Here is a 15,182-nt window from a genome sequence, read left to right on the forward strand (position 1 = left end):
GCTCGATCGGAGAAAGGAGCAGAATCGCGTCATGGACGAACTTGATTCGGCGATCATCCGCCTGCTCCAAACGGATGCGCGGCAGTCCAACCGGGAGCTGGCCCGCCGGCTCGGCATCGCCCCCTCGACCTGCCTGGAACGGGTCAGGGCGCTCACCCGGCGCGGCGTGATCCGCGGCTACCACGCCGACATCGACCCCGCCGCGCTCAACCGGAGCACGCAGGCGATGGTCTCGGTCCAGGTCCGCCCGCTGAGCCGGGCCGTGATCAACGCCTTCAAGCAGTCGGCCGCCGAGCTGCCCGAGGTGCTGAGCGTGTTCGTGCTGGCCGGCGGCGACGACTTCCTGCTGCACGTCGCGGTCCAGGACCTCGACCACCTCCACTCCTTCCTGCTCGACCGGCTCAGCAAGCGCAAGGAGATCGTCGGCTTCCGCACCTCGGTGATCTTCCAGCAGGTGCACGACGCGGTGCCGGAACGGCTGCCGTCCGCCACGGAGACCTGACTTTCGTCGGGGGTGCCACTAGACCGTCGGCAGATTCGGCGGTGGGGGCGTTCTCCCTACGTTTGCCTGCATGAGCTTGAAGATCGCCCTCGCCGGGCTGGCCGCGGCCCTGACCCTCACCCCCGCCGCGGCCCCGGCCCTCGCCTCGGCCCCCGCCGAGCCGACCCCCGCCGCCGTGGACGCCTACCTGCGCGAGGCGCTGGAGGCCACCGGCGTGCCGGGCCTGTCCGTCGTGGTGACCCGCGGCGACAAGGTCGTGCACGCCGCCGGGTACGGCGAGGACTCCGAAGGGCGTCCGGTCACCGCGGCCACGCCGATGCGGGTGGCCTCGGTGAGCAAGTCGTTCACCGCGATGGCCGTGATGACCCTGGTGGAGCAGGGGAAGATCGCGCTGGACGAGCCGGTGGCCGGGCAGCTGCCCGGTTTCCGGATGGCCGACCCGCGCCACACCGAGATCACCGTGCGCCAGTTGCTGAACCAGACCTCCGGGCTGTCCGACAGCTCGCTGGACATCGGCGACCTGGAGTCCGCGAGCTCGCTGGCCGACTACACCGCCCGCCTGGCCGAGGGCCGTCTGGCCGCCGACCCGGGCAGCCGGTACGCCTACTGCAACGTCAACTACGACCTGGCCGCCCGCCTGGTCGAGACCGCGAGCGGCCGCCCGTTCGACGCCTACATGAAGGACCGCGTCTTCGGCCCGCTCGGCATGACCGGCAGCGCCGTGAGCGCCCAGGCCGTCCGGCCGGCGGACGGATTCGTCTCGGTCTACGGCATGTGGCTGCCCCGGCCGGAGGCGTCCGGGTTCCTCGACGGCAGCGGCTCGGGCGCGGTCATCACCACCGCCGCGGACATGGGCAAGTGGCTGATCGCCCAGAACGACGCCGGCCGCCCGCTGGTCAAGAAGCAGAGCCTGGAGGCCATGCACAAGCCCGGCGTGCACGGCTACGGCATGGGCTGGAGCCTGGAGGAGGAGTCCGGCCTGCTGGTGCACTCCGGCAACCTGTTCACCTACAACGCCGTCGAGGCCGTCTCGCCGAAGACCGGCTACGGCTTCGCCGTCATGACCAACGGCGCCTCGCTCTACGACCCGACCTACGACATCATGCGGGGCCTGGCCGCGATGAGCGAGGGCCGCGCGCCGGCGACCCTGGGCGGCGACCGGCAGCTCTACGACCTGGTGCTGGGGCTGCTCGCCGTGGTGGCGGCCGGCCTCGGGGTCATGGGCGTGCTGCGGGCGCGGCGGTGGGCGTCCCGGCGGTCGGGGCGGCCGTGGTGGCGGATCGCCCTGCGGCTGGTGCCGGTGCTGCTGCCGGTCCTGCTGTTCGCGTTCTACCCGAACTGGGTCTCCGTGCTGCTCAATGGGCGGTACGTGACCTGGGAGCAGCTCACCTACTTCCCGGCGTCGTTGTCGATCACCCTGCTCGCCGCGGCTCTCGCCGGGCTCGCGACCGCCGTCGTCCGAATTTGTGTACTGTGTAAGCTTACCAAGTAAGCAAATTCGAGGAGTACCCGATGATCGCGGTCGCCGTCACCGTCCCGCTCGTGTGGCTCGCCTGGCTCGTCCTCACCAACTGGGTGCCCATGTTCCCGCTCAACGACCTCAACGGCGCGAACGTCAGAGGCCGGGCCCTGGCCGCCGCGATCAACTACCCGTTCCCGCTGCTCATCGCGGTCGGCATCGCGCTGCACCGCACGTGGTCGCTCATCGCCGCGACCGTCCTGTGCGTCCTGGTCGTGGCCGGGCACGTGCGGAGCTGGTGGCTGCCCTACTTCGGCCCGGCCACGGCCGAGCAGCGCGAGCTCTACCGGCGCGAGTACAGCCGCACCTGGAAGGTCCTGCCCACCGCGGGCCACGACGTGGTCATCGACGTCCAGCACATGGTGGTGGGCGTGCTGTCCCTGCTCATGCTGGCGGCCACGATCGTCGTTACGCTGACCGCATGACTCAGGCACCCAGGCGGGCGGGGCGTCCGGCCGTGCTCACCGTCGAGCGCATCGTGGCCGCGGCCGTCGGCATCCTCGACGCCGAGGGCCCCGACGCGCTGACCATGCGCCGCCTGGGCGCCGACCTCGGAGTGGCCGCCATGTCGCTCTACCGCCACGTCCCCAACCGGGACACGCTCGTGTCCCTGGTCGTCGACCGGCTGTTCACCGCGGCCATGGCCGGTTACACGCCGGTCCCCGACTGGCCGCGGGCGCTGACCGGGTTCGCCGTGGCCTACCGCCGCTTCCTGCTCGCCCACCCGCGCGCCGTCCCGCTGCTGGCCACCCACCCGGTGGACGTACGGCTCGGCACCGAGCTGATCTCCGGCCTGCTGGCCCGCTTCGAGGCGGCGGGCGTGCCGTCCGGCGACACCGTCAATGCGGTGCAGTCGGTGGCCGTCTACGTGCTCGGCCACGCCCTGGCCCAGGTCGGCTCGACCGCCGAGACCCACGACCCGGACGCGCTGCGCTTCTACGACCAGTGGTTCGACGCGGGCCTGCGGGCCATGGTGTCGGGCTTCGAGCAGCAGCTCGCGGCGCCGCGTTAATTCGGTTGCCCGGCGTCACGGACAGGCCGTAGCTTGTCGGACATGCGCCTTTACCTGTGACAGCAGCCACCTCAGTCCATCGTCCGACAGACGCGGCCACGCTGTGCTCGTCGACGCCCGGCCCTCACCGAGCCGCGTCCTGAGTTCGCGTAAAGGAGCTTCGCATGCGAGTTCGCTCAGCCAAGAAGAAGACCGCCACGCCCGTGCCGCCCCGGCAACTGCCCAAGATGCCGCAGCGCCCGGTCGTGCCGCCCCGGCGGATCATCCCGCCCAAGGGCCGCTAGACAACTACCGGGATGGTAGTTAGCGAGCGCCGCCTCCCCTCTTACGCCCGGGAGGCGGCGCTCACCCTTTTCCGGTCCGGTTCCGCTAGAGCCGCTCGATGATGGTGACGTTGGCCTGGCCGCCGCCCTCGCACATCGTCTGCAGGCCGTAGCGGCCGCCCGTGCGCTCCAGCTCGTGCAGCAGCTTGGTCATCAGGATCGCTCCCGTGCCGCCCAGCGGGTGGCCGAGCGCGATGGCGCCGCCGTTGGGGTTGACCTTGGCCGGGTCGGCGTCCAGCTCCTTGATCCAGGCCAGCGGCACCGGGGCGAACGCCTCGTTGATCTCCACGACGTCGATCTCGTCGATCGACATGCCCGCCTTGCGCAGCGCCCGCTGCGTGGCCGGGATCGGCGCGGTCAGCATGTAGACCGGGTCGTCGCCCATGAGCGCGAGCTGGTGGATGCGGGCCCGCGGGGTCAGGTTGTGCTCGCGCACGGCCTGCTCGGAGGCGATCAGCACGGCGCCGGAGCCGTCGGAGATCTGCGAGGAGGTGGCGGCGGTGATCCGGCCGCCCTCCTTGAGGGTCTTGAGCCCGGCCATCTTCTCCAGCGTCGTGTCGGGCCGCGGGCCCTCGTCGTCCTCGACGCCGTTGACGGGGGCGATCTGGTCCTTGAAGTAGCCGTTCGCGACGGCCTTGGCGGCCCGCTGGTGGGACTCGTAGGCGAACTGCTCCAGCACGTCGCGCTGGAGGCCCCACTTCTCGCACATCAGCTCGGCGCCGCGGAACTGCGAGATCTCCTGCTTGCCGTAGCGCTCGACCCACTTGTCGCCGAACGGGAACGGCATGCCCTTCTCCAGCGCGGCGGTGATCGACGCGCCCATCGGGACGATGCTCATCGACTCCACGCCCGCGGCCACCACCAGGTCCTGGGTGCCCGACAGGACGCCCTGGGCGGCGAAGTGGATCGACTGCTGGGACGACCCGCACTGCCGGTCGATCGTGACGCCGGCCGTCGTCTCGGGCAGACCCGCCGACAGCCAGGCGTTTCGCGCAATGTCCATGCTCTGGGGGCCGAACTGCATGACGCACCCCATGATGACGTCCTCGACCGCCGCCGGATCGACGCCGGTGCGGTCGATGAGCGCCTTCAGCGTGTGGGCGGCCAGGTCGGTGGGATGGACGGTGGAAAGCCCGCCCTTCTTCTTGCCGACCGGGGTACGGACCGCTCCGACGATGTACGCCTCTGCCACAGTGCCTCCTGGAAACCGAGCATTATTCGGTTATTGAGGAGAGACTACAACAGAACGACGTTCTGTGGCTCGTCACTCCGGGGCCAGAAGGTCCTCCGCGGCGTCGATCCTGAACCGCCACCGGTCCACCACCAGGCCGTTCAGCGATTCTGCCAGCTCCAGCGCCAGGCTTCCGAGCTTGACGGGCTCCTCGCCGCGCAGCTCGATCGCGGTCAGCTCGGTGGCGAAGGGCAGCAGCTCCCGCACCGCCGGCGGCTGCCCCTTCTGCGGCACGAGCGCGGCCCGGATGTCGCCCGACGTGTACGTGAACTCGTCCTCCCCCTGCTCCAGCAGCGGCGCCAGATCGTCGGCGGACGGGCGTACCGGCAGGATGACGGCGGGACCGCCCTCCTCGCCGTCGGCCGGATCGCTCACCTCGCCCCGGCACACCGCGAGCCCCTTGAGCCGGAAGGCCAGCCCCTCGGCCAGGTAGCGGTCGAAGAAGTCGAACGGCAGCGGCCCCTCGGCGGTGACCCGGCAGGCCCACGCCTTCTCCAGCACCCCGCCGGTCAGCTCGGCGTCGGCCTCGACCGGCGCGTACACCCGCACGTCGGCCGCCACGATGTCGTCGCCCTCGCGCCGGGCGTCCGGGTCGGCCAGCTGGACGATCCGCAACAATTCGGCGGGGTCCGGTTTGGCGGGCAGGGCCGCCGTCGGGCCAGTACGCAGTTTCCGCTTCGCCAGCCAGCCCATGCCCGCCTCCGCCAATCAGCTTCGATAGGAGCTCGTCATCGTCGCGTAGACGATGATGTTGTCGTTGTAGTGGCCGATGGTGCGATCGTAGGCACCACCGCAGGTGATGAGGTGGAGCTGGGCGTTCTCCCGGCTCCCGTAGACGCGCTCGGTCGGGAACGTCTTCTTGCTCGCCTGCTCCACGCCGCCGACCGTGAACACGGCGGTCGTCTTGTCCTGGCGCTTGACCTCGATGGTGTCGCCGTGCTTGAGCTCGCCGAGGCGGCTGAACACGGCGCTGCGCGTCCGGGTGTCCTTGTGACCGAGCAGCACCGCCGGGCCCTCCTGGCCCGGCGTGGACATGTTCCGGTACCACCCGACCAGGTTGGGATTGTCGGACGGCGGCACCTCGATCGTCCCGTCCTTGGCCAGCCCCACCGACCTGATCGGCGCGTTGACGCCGAGCCGCTTGATCACGATCCGGATCGGCGTCGAGGGCAGCATCGGCGGCGCCGGCGTGATCTCCGGCAGCGGCGGCGGCTGGTCCGGCGGGGCCTGGAACAACGCCTGCTGCGGCTGGCCGGACGCCTGCGTCTGCACGGCCACGGGCAGGGCGTCCCTGTCCATGCCGTACTCCTCGGGCGACTGCAGCACCATCAGCATGCCCGCCACGACCGTGACGACCCCGGCGATGGCCGCGCCGATCAGCACGGTCCTGAGCGCGGTGCTCCCCCGGTCCCGCGGTGGCGGGCCGCCGTACGGATACTGCCCGGCCACGCCGCTCAGCCCCTGCCGGCGGTACGCCGGCGCAGCACCAGCCCACCGGCCGCCGCGGCCGCGATCAGAACGGCTCCGGTCAGCACGAACAGCCGCCCGTCAGGCCCCGCCATCCCCCCGGCCCCGGTGTCGGCCCCCGCCTTGGGCGTCTTGGACTTGTCCGGCGGAGTGACGGTCACGGTCGCGGTGCTGGTCTTGGTCGGCTTGGGGGTGGGGGTCGGCGTGGGCGTGGGAGTGGGGGTCGGCGTGGGCGTCGGGGTCGTCCCCGTGCCGGCCACCACCTGGAAGCTGAAGGTCTTGAGCCCGGTCGTGGGGGGCTCGCACTTGATCGCAGGGGCAGTCGAGGAGGTGCCCAGAGCCAGATCCCCCGCCGTCAGTTGCACAGTGCCGGCGGTGGTGGGCTTGATCTTGATGGTGACGCTGGGAAGCGTCGTGATGTCCTGACCGGCCACGGCGCCGGTGAGGGTCGCCTCGCCGGTGGCGGTGGCGGGCGCGCCTGCGCCGGTCGCCTTGATGGTGGCAAAGAGCTTGCTGCTCACGGGGAACCCGGTGGGCGCGGTGAGCGGGTCATTCGTGGTCTCGATGGTGCCTGTCCAGGTGATGGAGGCATCCTCGTTGGCCTTGGCATTGGTGGGCGTCGTCATCGCGACCTTGATGTCGACAGTGGCGGGGTACAGGGCGTCCGTCCCGCTGGGGAGCTTGCAGTTGTAGGAGACCACGTCGGTCCCGGTGCCACCGCCAGTCCCGATAGGGATGTCGAGGACCTCGGTGGTGGAGGAGGGAGTGCAGGTCGCCACGCTGCTCGGGCTGGACAGGAGCCCGAGACGGATCTCTCCGGGCTTGATGCTCACCTTGCCCGTCGTGGTGGCGCCCACAGACACCTTGTACTTCACTTCGCCCGCAGGAATGGCAGCGGTGTTCGCCGCGACAGCCGCTCCCTGCTTCGCACCAGGGTCAGTGACTGACCCACCGGTCGGCGTCAGCGCGACCGTGGCCTGCACATACGTGGCTTGCGTGGCCGGAGTTGTCTGTGTCAACGCCGGAATCCCAACCGACAGGTCGAAGCTACCGCCTGCTGTGACCGATTCGGGACCAGTGAGCGTCACGCTGAGCGGAGTGGCTCCAAAGGTGAACGGCCCTCCGGCGCACGTGTAGCTGAACTGCTTCGGGGCCGCGGCCTGGGCCGGCGAGGACAAGCCGACCAGCGAGCCGGAGAAGGCGGCGAGTGTGCCCATCAATCCCAAGGCGGAGGTCTTGTGGGCGAGGCGGCGCCACGCCTGGGACGTAAGCACGGGTCCATCTCCGTTTCAGCGCAGTGTCAACAGTCGTGCCAGAATTCCAGCCGATGGTCACGGTTCGGTTGAGATCCTACGAACTGTCCCTGTCAACTTCCCGTAAAACCCAAAATCCGCCCCAAAAACCCCATCAGCCCTTCTTCTTCGACAACGTCGCGTACACCACGATGTTGTCCGTGTAGCTGTGCGCCTCCTTGTTGAAGACACCGCCACACGTGATCAGCCGGAGCTGCGAGTCCTTGGTGTTCCCGTACACCCGGGACGTCGGGAACGCCGACTTGCTGACCTGCTCGATCCCGCTCACCGTGAACCGAGTGACCTTCCCGTCCGACCGGTACACGTAGATCTGGTCGCCCTTGGCCAGCTCGCGCAGACGGTCGAAGACGGCGGGGCCCTTGCGGGTGCTGACGTGGCCGTTGATGATCGCGGGCCCGAGCTCGCCAGGCACCGGCGAGAAGCGGTACCAGCCGGTCTGGTTGGGCCGGGTCAGCGGCGGAGTGCCCAGGTTGCCCTTGATGTCCACGGTGACGCCGCCGATGGGGGCGTTCACCTTGATCTTGGGGATCTTGATCCGGCTGGGCTTCGCCTTGGCCTTGGCGGCCTTCGTCCTGGCCTTGGGGATCGGCGGCACGGTCGGGGCCGCGGCCAGCGGCGGCGGCGCGTCCGGCCGGGCCGGGGTCAGCGTCGCACCCTTGCCGCCCGGTCCCACGGTCGCGGGCAGCACGAACGCGCCCGCGTTCTCGATCTGCACGGCGGTCGGCCGGTCGGCGGCGGCCAGCGTGCCGGAGCCGTCGTCCACCTTGGGCGCCACGGAGAGCAGGCCCACCATGATCGCGCCGACGCCGGCCAGCGAACCGGCGATCAGCAGCCCGGGCATCGCCCGCTGCATCGGAGTCTTCTGCTCGGCCATCACTTCGTTCCTCCCGCGTGCGCGGCCCTGCGGCGGCGCAGGGCGAGCCCGCCGCCCGCGCTGCCCATGAGCAACATCGCCCCACTGGCCATCAGCCCGTACGGCCGGTCCGGCTCGTCGGGCGCCTCACCGGTGTCCACCCCGCCCTTGGGGACCTTGGCCACCTGCGCCCTGACGTACGTGGTCGCCGTCGGGCCGGTCGCGGTGGGCGTGGCCGTGCTCGTCCCCGTGACCGCCGGCACCACGACCACGTGCCCGAGCCCGCCGCTCGGCGTGGGCCGCGAGTGGTTCCGCGTGGGGGTGCTGGTCGCGGTGGACGTGCTGGTGTTGGTGGGGGTGGTCGTCGGTGTGGTCGTCGTGGTGGGGGTCGTGGTGGGGGTCTGCGACGGGTCGGGGGTCTGGCTGTTGGTCGGTCCCGACTTCTCCCGTACGGTCACCGTCACCGAGACCGGCCCGCCGACGAGCTTGCACTTCGCGCCGTGGTAGCCCGTCGGGATCTTGGCGGTGTTGGTGGACACCTTGAACGCGTCGAGCCAGGCAGGCTTGCTGGAGGCGTTCACGATCCTGATGGTGTGCTTGCCGTACTTCAGCTCCGGCGACTTCCAGATCGTGAAGCCGCCGTCGAGGTCGTCGTTGACGGGCAGGTCGTCGTCGGAGCGCGAGGGGTCCTCAGTGGCCACCTTGCCGCCGTCGATGTAGATGTCCACGGGGCCGGCGTCCTTGTCGTGCGGCCCGATGTACTCCACGCCGGTGCCGGTGAAGCTCAGCTCGGCCCAGGCCCCGAGGTCGTTGGTCTCGTGCAGGTCGTTGTGCACGTGGTTCTCGGAGCCCGGACGGTCGTCGATCGAGGTCCAGCCGGGGCCGTAGGTGATCTTCATGTCGGTCGGGTTGTCGGTCTCGTTGCCGTCGTTGGCGACGACCGTGCCGTCCGGCGGGGTGAAGTCGAGCTCGATGTCCTTCGGCGTGACTCTGATGTTCCCGACCTTGTCGATCAGGCCGGGGTCGTTCAGGGACTCGGGCAGCGACAGCTCGCCGTCGGGGCGCAGCTTGCCCTTCTGCTCGACCGAGCCCTTCGGCTGCAGGATGCCCTGCCAGCTGCTGCTCAGCTCGACGTTGCCGGTGGCGTGCACGTTGGCGCCCGGAGCGAAGTAGCCGGGCGACTGGAGCCGTCCGTGGTCGGCGTAGTCGAGCTTCCAGGTGAAGTTGAGCGGGTCACCGACCACCAGGTCGGTGGCGAAGGTGAGATGGGTGTTCAGGCGTACCGGTGCGTGCCGCACGATGCTGTCGGCGCCGGAGGGAACGCATTCGTACTGCACGTCCAGGTCGGCCGGTGCGGCCGAGGCCGGGACGCCGGGCAACGCGACGACCCCGACGGCCGCCACCGATGCGATCGACGCGGCGAGCAACGACTTGCGCCACCGACTCACGGGACACTCCGATCATCACAAATAGACCGAGGGTAGATCTTAGAGTCGAAAACACCCGCAACGCAGGCGGTTTCCCCCAAGTTCCAGCACTTGTGATGAAGCCGTGTCCCCTGCTGGGTCCCCCGCCGCCTCCCCTGCCGCGAAAGCGGGTATACCTCCGGGTAACAGAATCGTATTCTGTCGTGCACGACACCTGCTGGGAGGCGAATCGATGCAGCGAGACCTCTTCGACGAGGAGCACCTGCTCTTCAGGGAAACCGTGCGCGAGTTCATGGCCCGCGAGGTCGTGCCGCACCACGGCCAGTGGGAGAAGGACGGCATCGTGCCCCGCGAGGTCTGGAAGAAGGCCGGCGAGATCGGCATGTTCGGCTTCGGCGTCCCCGAGGAGTACGGCGGATCCGGCATCACCGACTTCCGCTACAACGCGGTGATCGTCGAGGAGATCATCAGGACCGGCGCCTCCGGCCTGGGCTTCTCGCTGCACAACGACGTCATGGCCCCGTACGTCGTCGAGCTCACCGACGACGAGCAGAAGCAGCGCTGGCTGCCCGGCTTCGCCTCCGGCGAGCTCATCACCGCGATCGCGATGACCGAGCCGGGCGCCGGCAGCGACCTGCAGGGCATCAGGACCACCGCCGTCCGCGAGGGCGACCACTACGTGGTCAACGGCCAGAAGACGTTCATCACGAACGGCGTCAACGCCGACCTCGTGGTCGTGGTCGCCAAGACCGACCCCGAGGCGGGGGCCAGGGGAACGACGCTGATCGTGGTCGAGCGCGGCATGGAGGGCTTCAACCGCGGCCGGAACCTGGACAAGGTGGGCATGAAGGCCCAGGACACCGCCGAGCTGTTCTTCGAGAACGTGCGCGTGCCCGTCGCCAACCGCCTCGGCCCGAACGAGGGCGAGGGCTTCTTCCACCTGATGAACAACCTGCCCCAGGAGCGCCTGTCGATCGCCGTGGCGGCGGTGGCCGCGGCGGAGACGGTGCTGGAGCAGACGATCGAGTACTGCAAGACCCGCCAGGCGTTCGGCCGCAACATCGGCTCGTTCCAGAACACCCGGTTCGTCCTGGCCGAGCTGGCGACCGAGACGGAGATCGCCCGCCACTACGTGGACAAGTGCATCCTGGCGCTCAACGCCCGGCAGCTCACCGTCGTGGACGCCGCCAAGGCCAAGTGGTGGACCACCGAGCTGCAGAACAAGGTCATCGACCGCTGCCTCCAGCTCCACGGCGGCTACGGCTACATGATGGAGTACCCGGTCGCCAAGGCGTGGCTGGACAGCCGCGTCCAGACCATCTACGGCGGCACCACCGAGATCATGAAGGAGATCATCGGCCGGTCCTTCGGATTCTGACGGCGGGCGCGCGCCCGGCCGGGCCGCGCCGCATACTGTCAGCATGGACGGCGGCCTGATCCTCCTCGTTTTCCTGGCGTTACTGTTCGCCTGGGGGCTCAACCGCGTGCGCAGGGCCTTCCGGCTCGGCCCCGTCGGCTACGCGGGCGTGATGATCGTGTTCATCATCGCCATGCTGCTCGTCTGGGGCCAGACGATGCGCTGAGGCCGGGAAGGCTCACCCCGGCATCCCCTGCACGAACCGGGTCAGCAGCCGGGCGAACTCGGCCCGCTCGGCCGCCGACCAGCCGGCGGTGGCCGACGCGAAGGCCGCCTGCCGGGCCTGCCGGGCCTGCGTGAGCGCGGCGGCGCCCGCGTCGGTCAGCACCAGCCACGCCCGCCGCCCGTCGGCTTGGTCGGCCTCCCGCCGTACCAGCCCCGCCGTCACGGCGGCCGTCACGAGCCGGCTGGCCCGCGGCTGGTCGACGTTGAGCGCCTCGGCGACCGCCGACACGGTGAGCCGCCCGCCGGCGGCCTCGATCACGTCGAGCACCTCGAACTCGGGGCCCGCCGCGCCGTGCTGCCGGGCCAGCGCCCGCCTGCTCTGCCTGCGCCTGATCGCGACCATCGCCCGCTCGATCGCGGCAATTTCCTTGTCTTCATACATGTAGTTGCTATTGTACATGCATGGACAGACCTATCGGATATTGGGTGAAGCACCTCGACAACCTGCTGGAGAACGCGATGGGCCAGGCCCTGGCCACCCACGGCGCCTCGCGCAGGGAGTGGCAGCTTCTCCACGCCACCGCCCAAGAGGAGAACGCCGCCGCGCTGGCGCCGTTCGAGGGGGTGGAGGAGGCCGTACAGAGCCTGACGTCGAGGGGATGGCTGACGGACGGGCGGCTGACCGACGAGGGCCGGGCCGTGCACACGGCCGTCTCCGAGCGGGTCACCCGCTTCCGGCAGCAGGTCACGCAGGGCGTGAGCCCGCAGGAGTACCGGACCGCCGTCGAGGTGCTGCGCCGCATGGCGGCCAACGCCGAACGCTAGGAGGCCGCCCGGTCCGCCTCCAGCACGACCCGGGCCACCAGCTCCGGATCGTCGCTCATCGGCACGTGCCCGCAGCCCTTGAGCAGCTTGACCCGCTGCCCCGACCAGCGCGCCGCGCGCACGGCCTGGCGGCGCGGCAGCAACCGGTCGCGCTCGCCCCAGGCGATCGTGATGGGCGACTTCGGCGGGGCGGGCGGCATCAGCCCGCCGAACGACTCCAGCGTCTCGTCGAAGCCCGCCGCCCCCGCCAGCGCCTGCGTGGCCGCGACCAGCCCGGCGGGGTCGAGCTGGCTCGGACGGGCCACCAGCACCCCGCTGGACGCCGCCCGCATGACCGGGTTACCGGCCGCCCTGACCGCCTGCTCCGGCGACATCGCGCGCGCCGAGTTCCGCAGGGCCTTCAGCGTCGTCTGGCAGTAGAGCAGCTCGGAGCGCGACCAGAAGCCGGCCGGCGACAACGCGGTCGCCGCGCGCACGACGCCGCGCGAGGCCAGTTCGAGCGCGATGTAGCCGCCGAGCGAGTTGCCCACCACGTGCGGCTCCCGGATGCCGAGCAGCGCGCAGAACGACTCGACCGCGTCCGCCAGCGACTCCGCGGTGTACGGGATGCCCGCGGGCAGCCGCGGCGACACCCCGAAACCGGGCAGGTCGATCGCGATCACCGTGTGGTCGGCGGCCAGCCGGTCCATCACCGGCAACCACGCCTGCCAGTGGTGCCCGATGCCGTGGACGAGGATCAGCGGCTCGCCGCTGCCCCGGCGTTCGAAGGCCAGCTCCATGCGGCCCAGTGAACCACTCACCTGCTCCGGGTGGGAATCTCGAACCAGACCGCTTTGCCTTCCCTGGTGGGACGGGATCCCCAGCGCTTGGCCAGCTGGTCGACCAGGTAGAGGCCGCGGCCGCCCTCGTCGTTCTCCCCGGCGCTGCGGATGCGGGGCAGGCGGAGGTCCTGGTCGAAGACCTCGACCCAGACCGACTCCTCGCCCCTGCGCAGCCTCAGCGTGAACTCCTTGTCGCCGACCGGCTCCTCCTCGAAGCCCGGCATGTCCCAGGACTCCTCGAACGGCAGCGGCGGCCCCTCGACGACCAGCTCCCGGCGCGGGGAGTTGGCGGTGGAGGCGTGCAGCACCACGTTGGTGACGACCTCGGAGACCAGCAGGCAGGCCAGCTCGGCGCGTTCCTCGGGCACGTTCCAGCCGGAGAACGCCTCGGAGGCCATGCGGCGCGCCTCGCCGACCATGATCGGCTGGGCCGGGAAGGTGCGCTCCTCGACGTCGAGGTCGACGTCGCTGGAGCGGACGACCAGGATCGCCATGTCGTCGTCGATCTCGCCGGGCACCGCGATCGTGGCGGCGTCGGCGATGCGCTCGACGTCGGCGTCGGCCATCTTGGCGAGCTTCTCGCACAGCACGCCGAGCGTCTCCTCCTCGCTCGGCATCCTGCCGTCGCGGCCCGGACGCCGGTCGACCAGGCCGTCGGTGTAGAGCAGCAGCGCCGCGCCCGGCGGGAGGGTGCGGGTCTCCTCCTTGTACACCAGGTCGGCGTGCAGGCCCTTGGCCCGGACGCCGAGCGGCTGGCCGACCTCCTCGATGTCCATCTCCAGGCACTGGCCGTCGACCACCAGCAGCGGCGGCGCGTGCCCGGCGTTGGCGAAGGAGAGCTGCCGGGACCAGGCGTCGTAGACGAGGTACTGGCAGGTGACGATGGGCGGGATGCTGACGTCGGCGCCGTTGTCGTCCTGCTCGGGGGTGGCGATGATGCGGGTCCACTCGTCGAGCCTGGCCAGGATGTCGGCGGGCGACTTGTCGTCCTGTGCGAAGGCCCGCAGCGCCGCCCTGAGCTGGCCCATGATGGCCGCGGCCTTGGCGCCCCTGCCCTCGACGTCGCCGATCACGATGCCGACCCGGCCGGCCGAGAGCGGGATCACGTCGTACCAGTCGCCGCCGACCTGGGTCTGGATGCCCTGGCCGTGGGAGGCGAGCGGGGCCGCCGGGTAGTAGCGCACCGCGATGTCGAGGCCGTCGAGCTGGGGCAGCGCCCTGGGCAGCAGGTGCTTCTGGAACGACTCGGCGGTGTGGCGCTCCTCCTCGAACAGCAGCGCGTTGTCGATCGCGAGGGCCACGCGGGTGGCGATGGCGCCCACGAAGTCGCGGTCGAAGGCGTCGTAGTGGGGGCTGCGCCGGTCGGTCAGGTTGGACAGGCCGAGGTACATCAGGCCCAGCGTCTCGCCGCGCACCAGCAGGGGGGCGACGATGGCCGAGGTCATGCCGATCTCACTGGCCAGGCGCGCGCTGCCCTCGTGCGGCGACGGATAGCTGGTGGTGGAGAAGTCCTCGACGAGGATGGTCTCCTGGCGGCGCAGCGCGGTGTCGGCGTAGTGGCCGGAGGGGTAGCGGATCTCCGCGCCCACCGGCTTCCACGTGCCCGCGGGCGGGGTCCAGCCCTGGACGTGCTCCGAGACCCGGCGGACCAGCCGGTCGCCCTCCATGAGCTCGATGAAGCAGTGGTCGGCGAACTGCGGCACGAGCATCTCGGCCACCCGCTTGAGCGTCTCCTCGACGTAGAGGGAGCCGGCCAGCCGCTCGCCGATGCGTTCGAGGAGCCCGAAACGGTCTTTCTCGCGTTCGTTGCTGCGCAGGGCCTCGCGGGCCAGGATGACGATGCCGGTGACCGACCCGGACGGGTGGCGCAGCGGCACGGCCTGGGCGCGGACGTAGACGATCGTGCCGTCGCCGCGCCTGACGTCGAACGTGCCCTCCCACACGCCGCCCTTGAGCACGTGCTTGGCCAGCTCGATCGCCAGCGGGTGGTCCTTCTCCATGATCCCGAGGGACAGGACGGACGCGTCACGCGCCGGCGCGTTGCCGGGACGGCCGAACAGCTGCTCGGCGAAGGGATTCCAGTAGAGGAGATTGCTGAAGCGGTCTGTCACGACCACTGCCATTTCGGCATGGTCCAGAACGGACCCGGCACCAAGGTGATCAGCCGTTTCTTGTGACAGATCCCCCCATCGCTTCATCCGGAGACCACTCCTTGGGGTGGCTTGTGCGCACAGCGGACCACGGGTGCTCCTGCAACTGTCTTGGCCAGGGGAGAGTGGAGGGCCCCCCAAGAGGGATTCAACCAAG

Annotated in this window: 16 protein-coding genes; 7 read left to right on the forward strand and 9 right to left on the reverse strand. The window is 70.3% G+C overall.

What is annotated here, in order from left to right; translation table 11 throughout:
• Window positions 1–31 precede the first annotated feature (31 nt).
• The 4 genes from ACIBK9_RS00170 to ACIBK9_RS00185 all read left to right on the forward strand — a co-directional run bounded on the left by ACIBK9_RS00170 (window position 32) and on the right by ACIBK9_RS00185 (window position 3,033).
• Window positions 32–502 (forward strand): Lrp/AsnC family transcriptional regulator, encoded by a 471-nt coding sequence (locus ACIBK9_RS00170; protein ID WP_387679217.1) that lies wholly within the window; start codon window positions 32–34, stop codon window positions 500–502.
• A gap of 70 nt (window positions 503–572) precedes the next feature.
• Window positions 573–1,994: a serine hydrolase domain-containing protein gene (locus ACIBK9_RS00175; RefSeq protein WP_397153973.1), complete on the forward strand. Its 1,422-nt coding sequence runs from the start codon at window positions 573–575 to the stop codon at window positions 1,992–1,994.
• 20 nt (window positions 1,995–2,014) lie between these two features.
• A complete protein-coding gene (locus ACIBK9_RS00180; RefSeq protein WP_397153974.1) occupies window positions 2,015–2,446 on the forward strand; it encodes a hypothetical protein in 432 nt (143 codons plus the stop codon).
• Entirely contained in the window at window positions 2,443–3,033 is a 591-nt protein-coding gene (locus ACIBK9_RS00185) for a TetR/AcrR family transcriptional regulator (RefSeq protein ID WP_397153976.1), read from the forward strand. The genes ACIBK9_RS00180 and ACIBK9_RS00185 overlap by 4 nt, the downstream gene beginning before the upstream one ends.
• Window positions 3,034–3,402: 369 nt before the next feature.
• On the opposite strand, the gene ACIBK9_RS00190 is transcribed toward ACIBK9_RS00185, so the two are convergent.
• The 6 genes from ACIBK9_RS00190 to ACIBK9_RS00215 form a co-directional block, all read right to left on the reverse strand.
• Window positions 3,403–4,548 (reverse strand): acetyl-CoA C-acetyltransferase, encoded by a 1,146-nt coding sequence (locus ACIBK9_RS00190; RefSeq protein ID WP_397153977.1) that lies wholly within the window; start codon window positions 4,546–4,548, stop codon window positions 3,403–3,405.
• 72 nt (window positions 4,549–4,620) lie between these two features.
• The gene (locus ACIBK9_RS00195; protein WP_397153979.1) at window positions 4,621–5,280 is read right to left on the reverse strand and encodes a hypothetical protein; all 660 of its coding nucleotides are present in this window, start codon (window positions 5,278–5,280) and stop codon (window positions 4,621–4,623) included.
• Between the two features lie 15 nt (window positions 5,281–5,295).
• Entirely contained in the window at window positions 5,296–6,036 is a 741-nt protein-coding gene (locus tag ACIBK9_RS00200; RefSeq protein ID WP_397153981.1) for a class F sortase, read from the reverse strand.
• A 5-nt stretch (window positions 6,037–6,041) separates the two neighbouring features.
• Window positions 6,042–7,328, reverse strand: a complete 1,287-nt coding sequence (locus tag ACIBK9_RS00205) for a hypothetical protein (protein WP_397153982.1) — start codon at window positions 7,326–7,328, stop codon at window positions 6,042–6,044.
• A gap of 133 nt (window positions 7,329–7,461) precedes the next feature.
• Window positions 7,462–8,241, reverse strand: coding sequence for a class F sortase (locus tag ACIBK9_RS00210; protein WP_352322264.1), 780 nt, complete (start codon window positions 8,239–8,241; stop codon window positions 7,462–7,464).
• Window positions 8,241–9,668 carry a hypothetical protein gene (locus ACIBK9_RS00215; protein WP_397153984.1) on the reverse strand — a complete coding sequence of 476 codons (1,428 nt, stop codon included), beginning with the start codon at window positions 9,666–9,668 and terminating at the stop codon, window positions 8,241–8,243. Before ACIBK9_RS00215 ends, ACIBK9_RS00210 begins: the two co-directional genes overlap by 1 nt.
• A 211-nt stretch (window positions 9,669–9,879) precedes the next feature.
• On the opposite strand from ACIBK9_RS00215, the gene ACIBK9_RS00220 reads away from it, so the two are divergent.
• On the forward strand, window positions 9,880–11,025 hold the full coding sequence (locus ACIBK9_RS00220) for an acyl-CoA dehydrogenase family protein (protein WP_387679237.1): 1,146 nt from the start codon (window positions 9,880–9,882) through the stop codon (window positions 11,023–11,025).
• Window positions 11,026–11,068: 43 nt separating this feature from the next.
• Entirely contained in the window at window positions 11,069–11,230 is a 162-nt protein-coding gene (locus ACIBK9_RS00225) for a hypothetical protein (RefSeq protein WP_352322270.1), read from the forward strand.
• A gap of 12 nt (window positions 11,231–11,242) precedes the next feature.
• Here ACIBK9_RS00225 and ACIBK9_RS00230 read toward each other — a convergent pair whose 3' ends face one another.
• Entirely contained in the window at window positions 11,243–11,671 is a 429-nt protein-coding gene (locus ACIBK9_RS00230) for a MarR family winged helix-turn-helix transcriptional regulator (protein ID WP_358289195.1), read from the reverse strand.
• 20 nt (window positions 11,672–11,691) lie between these two features.
• Between ACIBK9_RS00230 and ACIBK9_RS00235 the strand changes: the two genes are divergently transcribed.
• Window positions 11,692–12,054, forward strand: a complete 363-nt coding sequence (locus ACIBK9_RS00235) for a MarR family winged helix-turn-helix transcriptional regulator (RefSeq protein ID WP_397153987.1) — start codon at window positions 11,692–11,694, stop codon at window positions 12,052–12,054.
• Here the strand turns inward: ACIBK9_RS00235 and ACIBK9_RS00240 are convergent.
• Together ACIBK9_RS00240 and ACIBK9_RS00245 are read right to left on the reverse strand one after the other, a co-directional pair.
• Window positions 12,051–12,854 (reverse strand): alpha/beta fold hydrolase, encoded by an 804-nt coding sequence (locus tag ACIBK9_RS00240; protein ID WP_397153989.1) that lies wholly within the window; start codon window positions 12,852–12,854, stop codon window positions 12,051–12,053. The two genes, ACIBK9_RS00235 and ACIBK9_RS00240, sit on opposite strands and share 4 nt — an antisense overlap.
• Window positions 12,851–15,073 carry a SpoIIE family protein phosphatase gene (locus tag ACIBK9_RS00245; RefSeq protein ID WP_364326275.1) on the reverse strand — a complete coding sequence of 741 codons (2,223 nt, stop codon included), beginning with the start codon at window positions 15,071–15,073 and terminating at the stop codon, window positions 12,851–12,853. Before ACIBK9_RS00245 ends, ACIBK9_RS00240 begins: the two co-directional genes overlap by 4 nt.
• Between the last annotated feature and the right edge of the window lie 109 nt (window positions 15,074–15,182).

The sequence above is a fragment of the Nonomuraea sp. NPDC050227 genome (genome assembly GCF_044459705.1).
Classification (GTDB): domain Bacteria; phylum Actinomycetota; class Actinomycetes; order Streptosporangiales; family Streptosporangiaceae; genus Nonomuraea.

Bases quoted from the DNA above. Each gene is read 5' to 3' on its own strand.
- ACIBK9_RS00180 (WP_397153974.1), top strand. From the start codon at position 2,015: ATGATCGCGGTCGCCGTCACCGTCCCGCTCGTGTGGCTCGCCTGGCTC.
- ACIBK9_RS00225 (WP_352322270.1), top strand. From the start codon at position 11,069: ATGGACGGCGGCCTGATCCTCCTCGTTTTCCTGGCGTTACTGTTCGCC.
- ACIBK9_RS00230 (WP_358289195.1), bottom strand. From the start codon at position 11,671: ATGTATGAAGACAAGGAAATTGCCGCGATCGAGCGGGCGATGGTCGCG.
- ACIBK9_RS00235 (WP_397153987.1), top strand. From the start codon at position 11,692: ATGGACAGACCTATCGGATATTGGGTGAAGCACCTCGACAACCTGCTG.
- ACIBK9_RS00220 (WP_387679237.1), top strand. From the start codon at position 9,880: ATGCAGCGAGACCTCTTCGACGAGGAGCACCTGCTCTTCAGGGAAACC.
- ACIBK9_RS00170 (WP_387679217.1), top strand. From the start codon at position 32: ATGGACGAACTTGATTCGGCGATCATCCGCCTGCTCCAAACGGATGCG.
- ACIBK9_RS00195 (WP_397153979.1), bottom strand. From the start codon at position 5,280: ATGGGCTGGCTGGCGAAGCGGAAACTGCGTACTGGCCCGACGGCGGCC.
- ACIBK9_RS00210 (WP_352322264.1), bottom strand. From the start codon at position 8,241: ATGGCCGAGCAGAAGACTCCGATGCAGCGGGCGATGCCCGGGCTGCTG.
- ACIBK9_RS00175 (WP_397153973.1), top strand. From the start codon at position 573: ATGAGCTTGAAGATCGCCCTCGCCGGGCTGGCCGCGGCCCTGACCCTC.
- ACIBK9_RS00245 (WP_364326275.1), bottom strand. From the start codon at position 15,073: ATGAAGCGATGGGGGGATCTGTCACAAGAAACGGCTGATCACCTTGGT.
- ACIBK9_RS00185 (WP_397153976.1), top strand. From the start codon at position 2,443: ATGACTCAGGCACCCAGGCGGGCGGGGCGTCCGGCCGTGCTCACCGTC.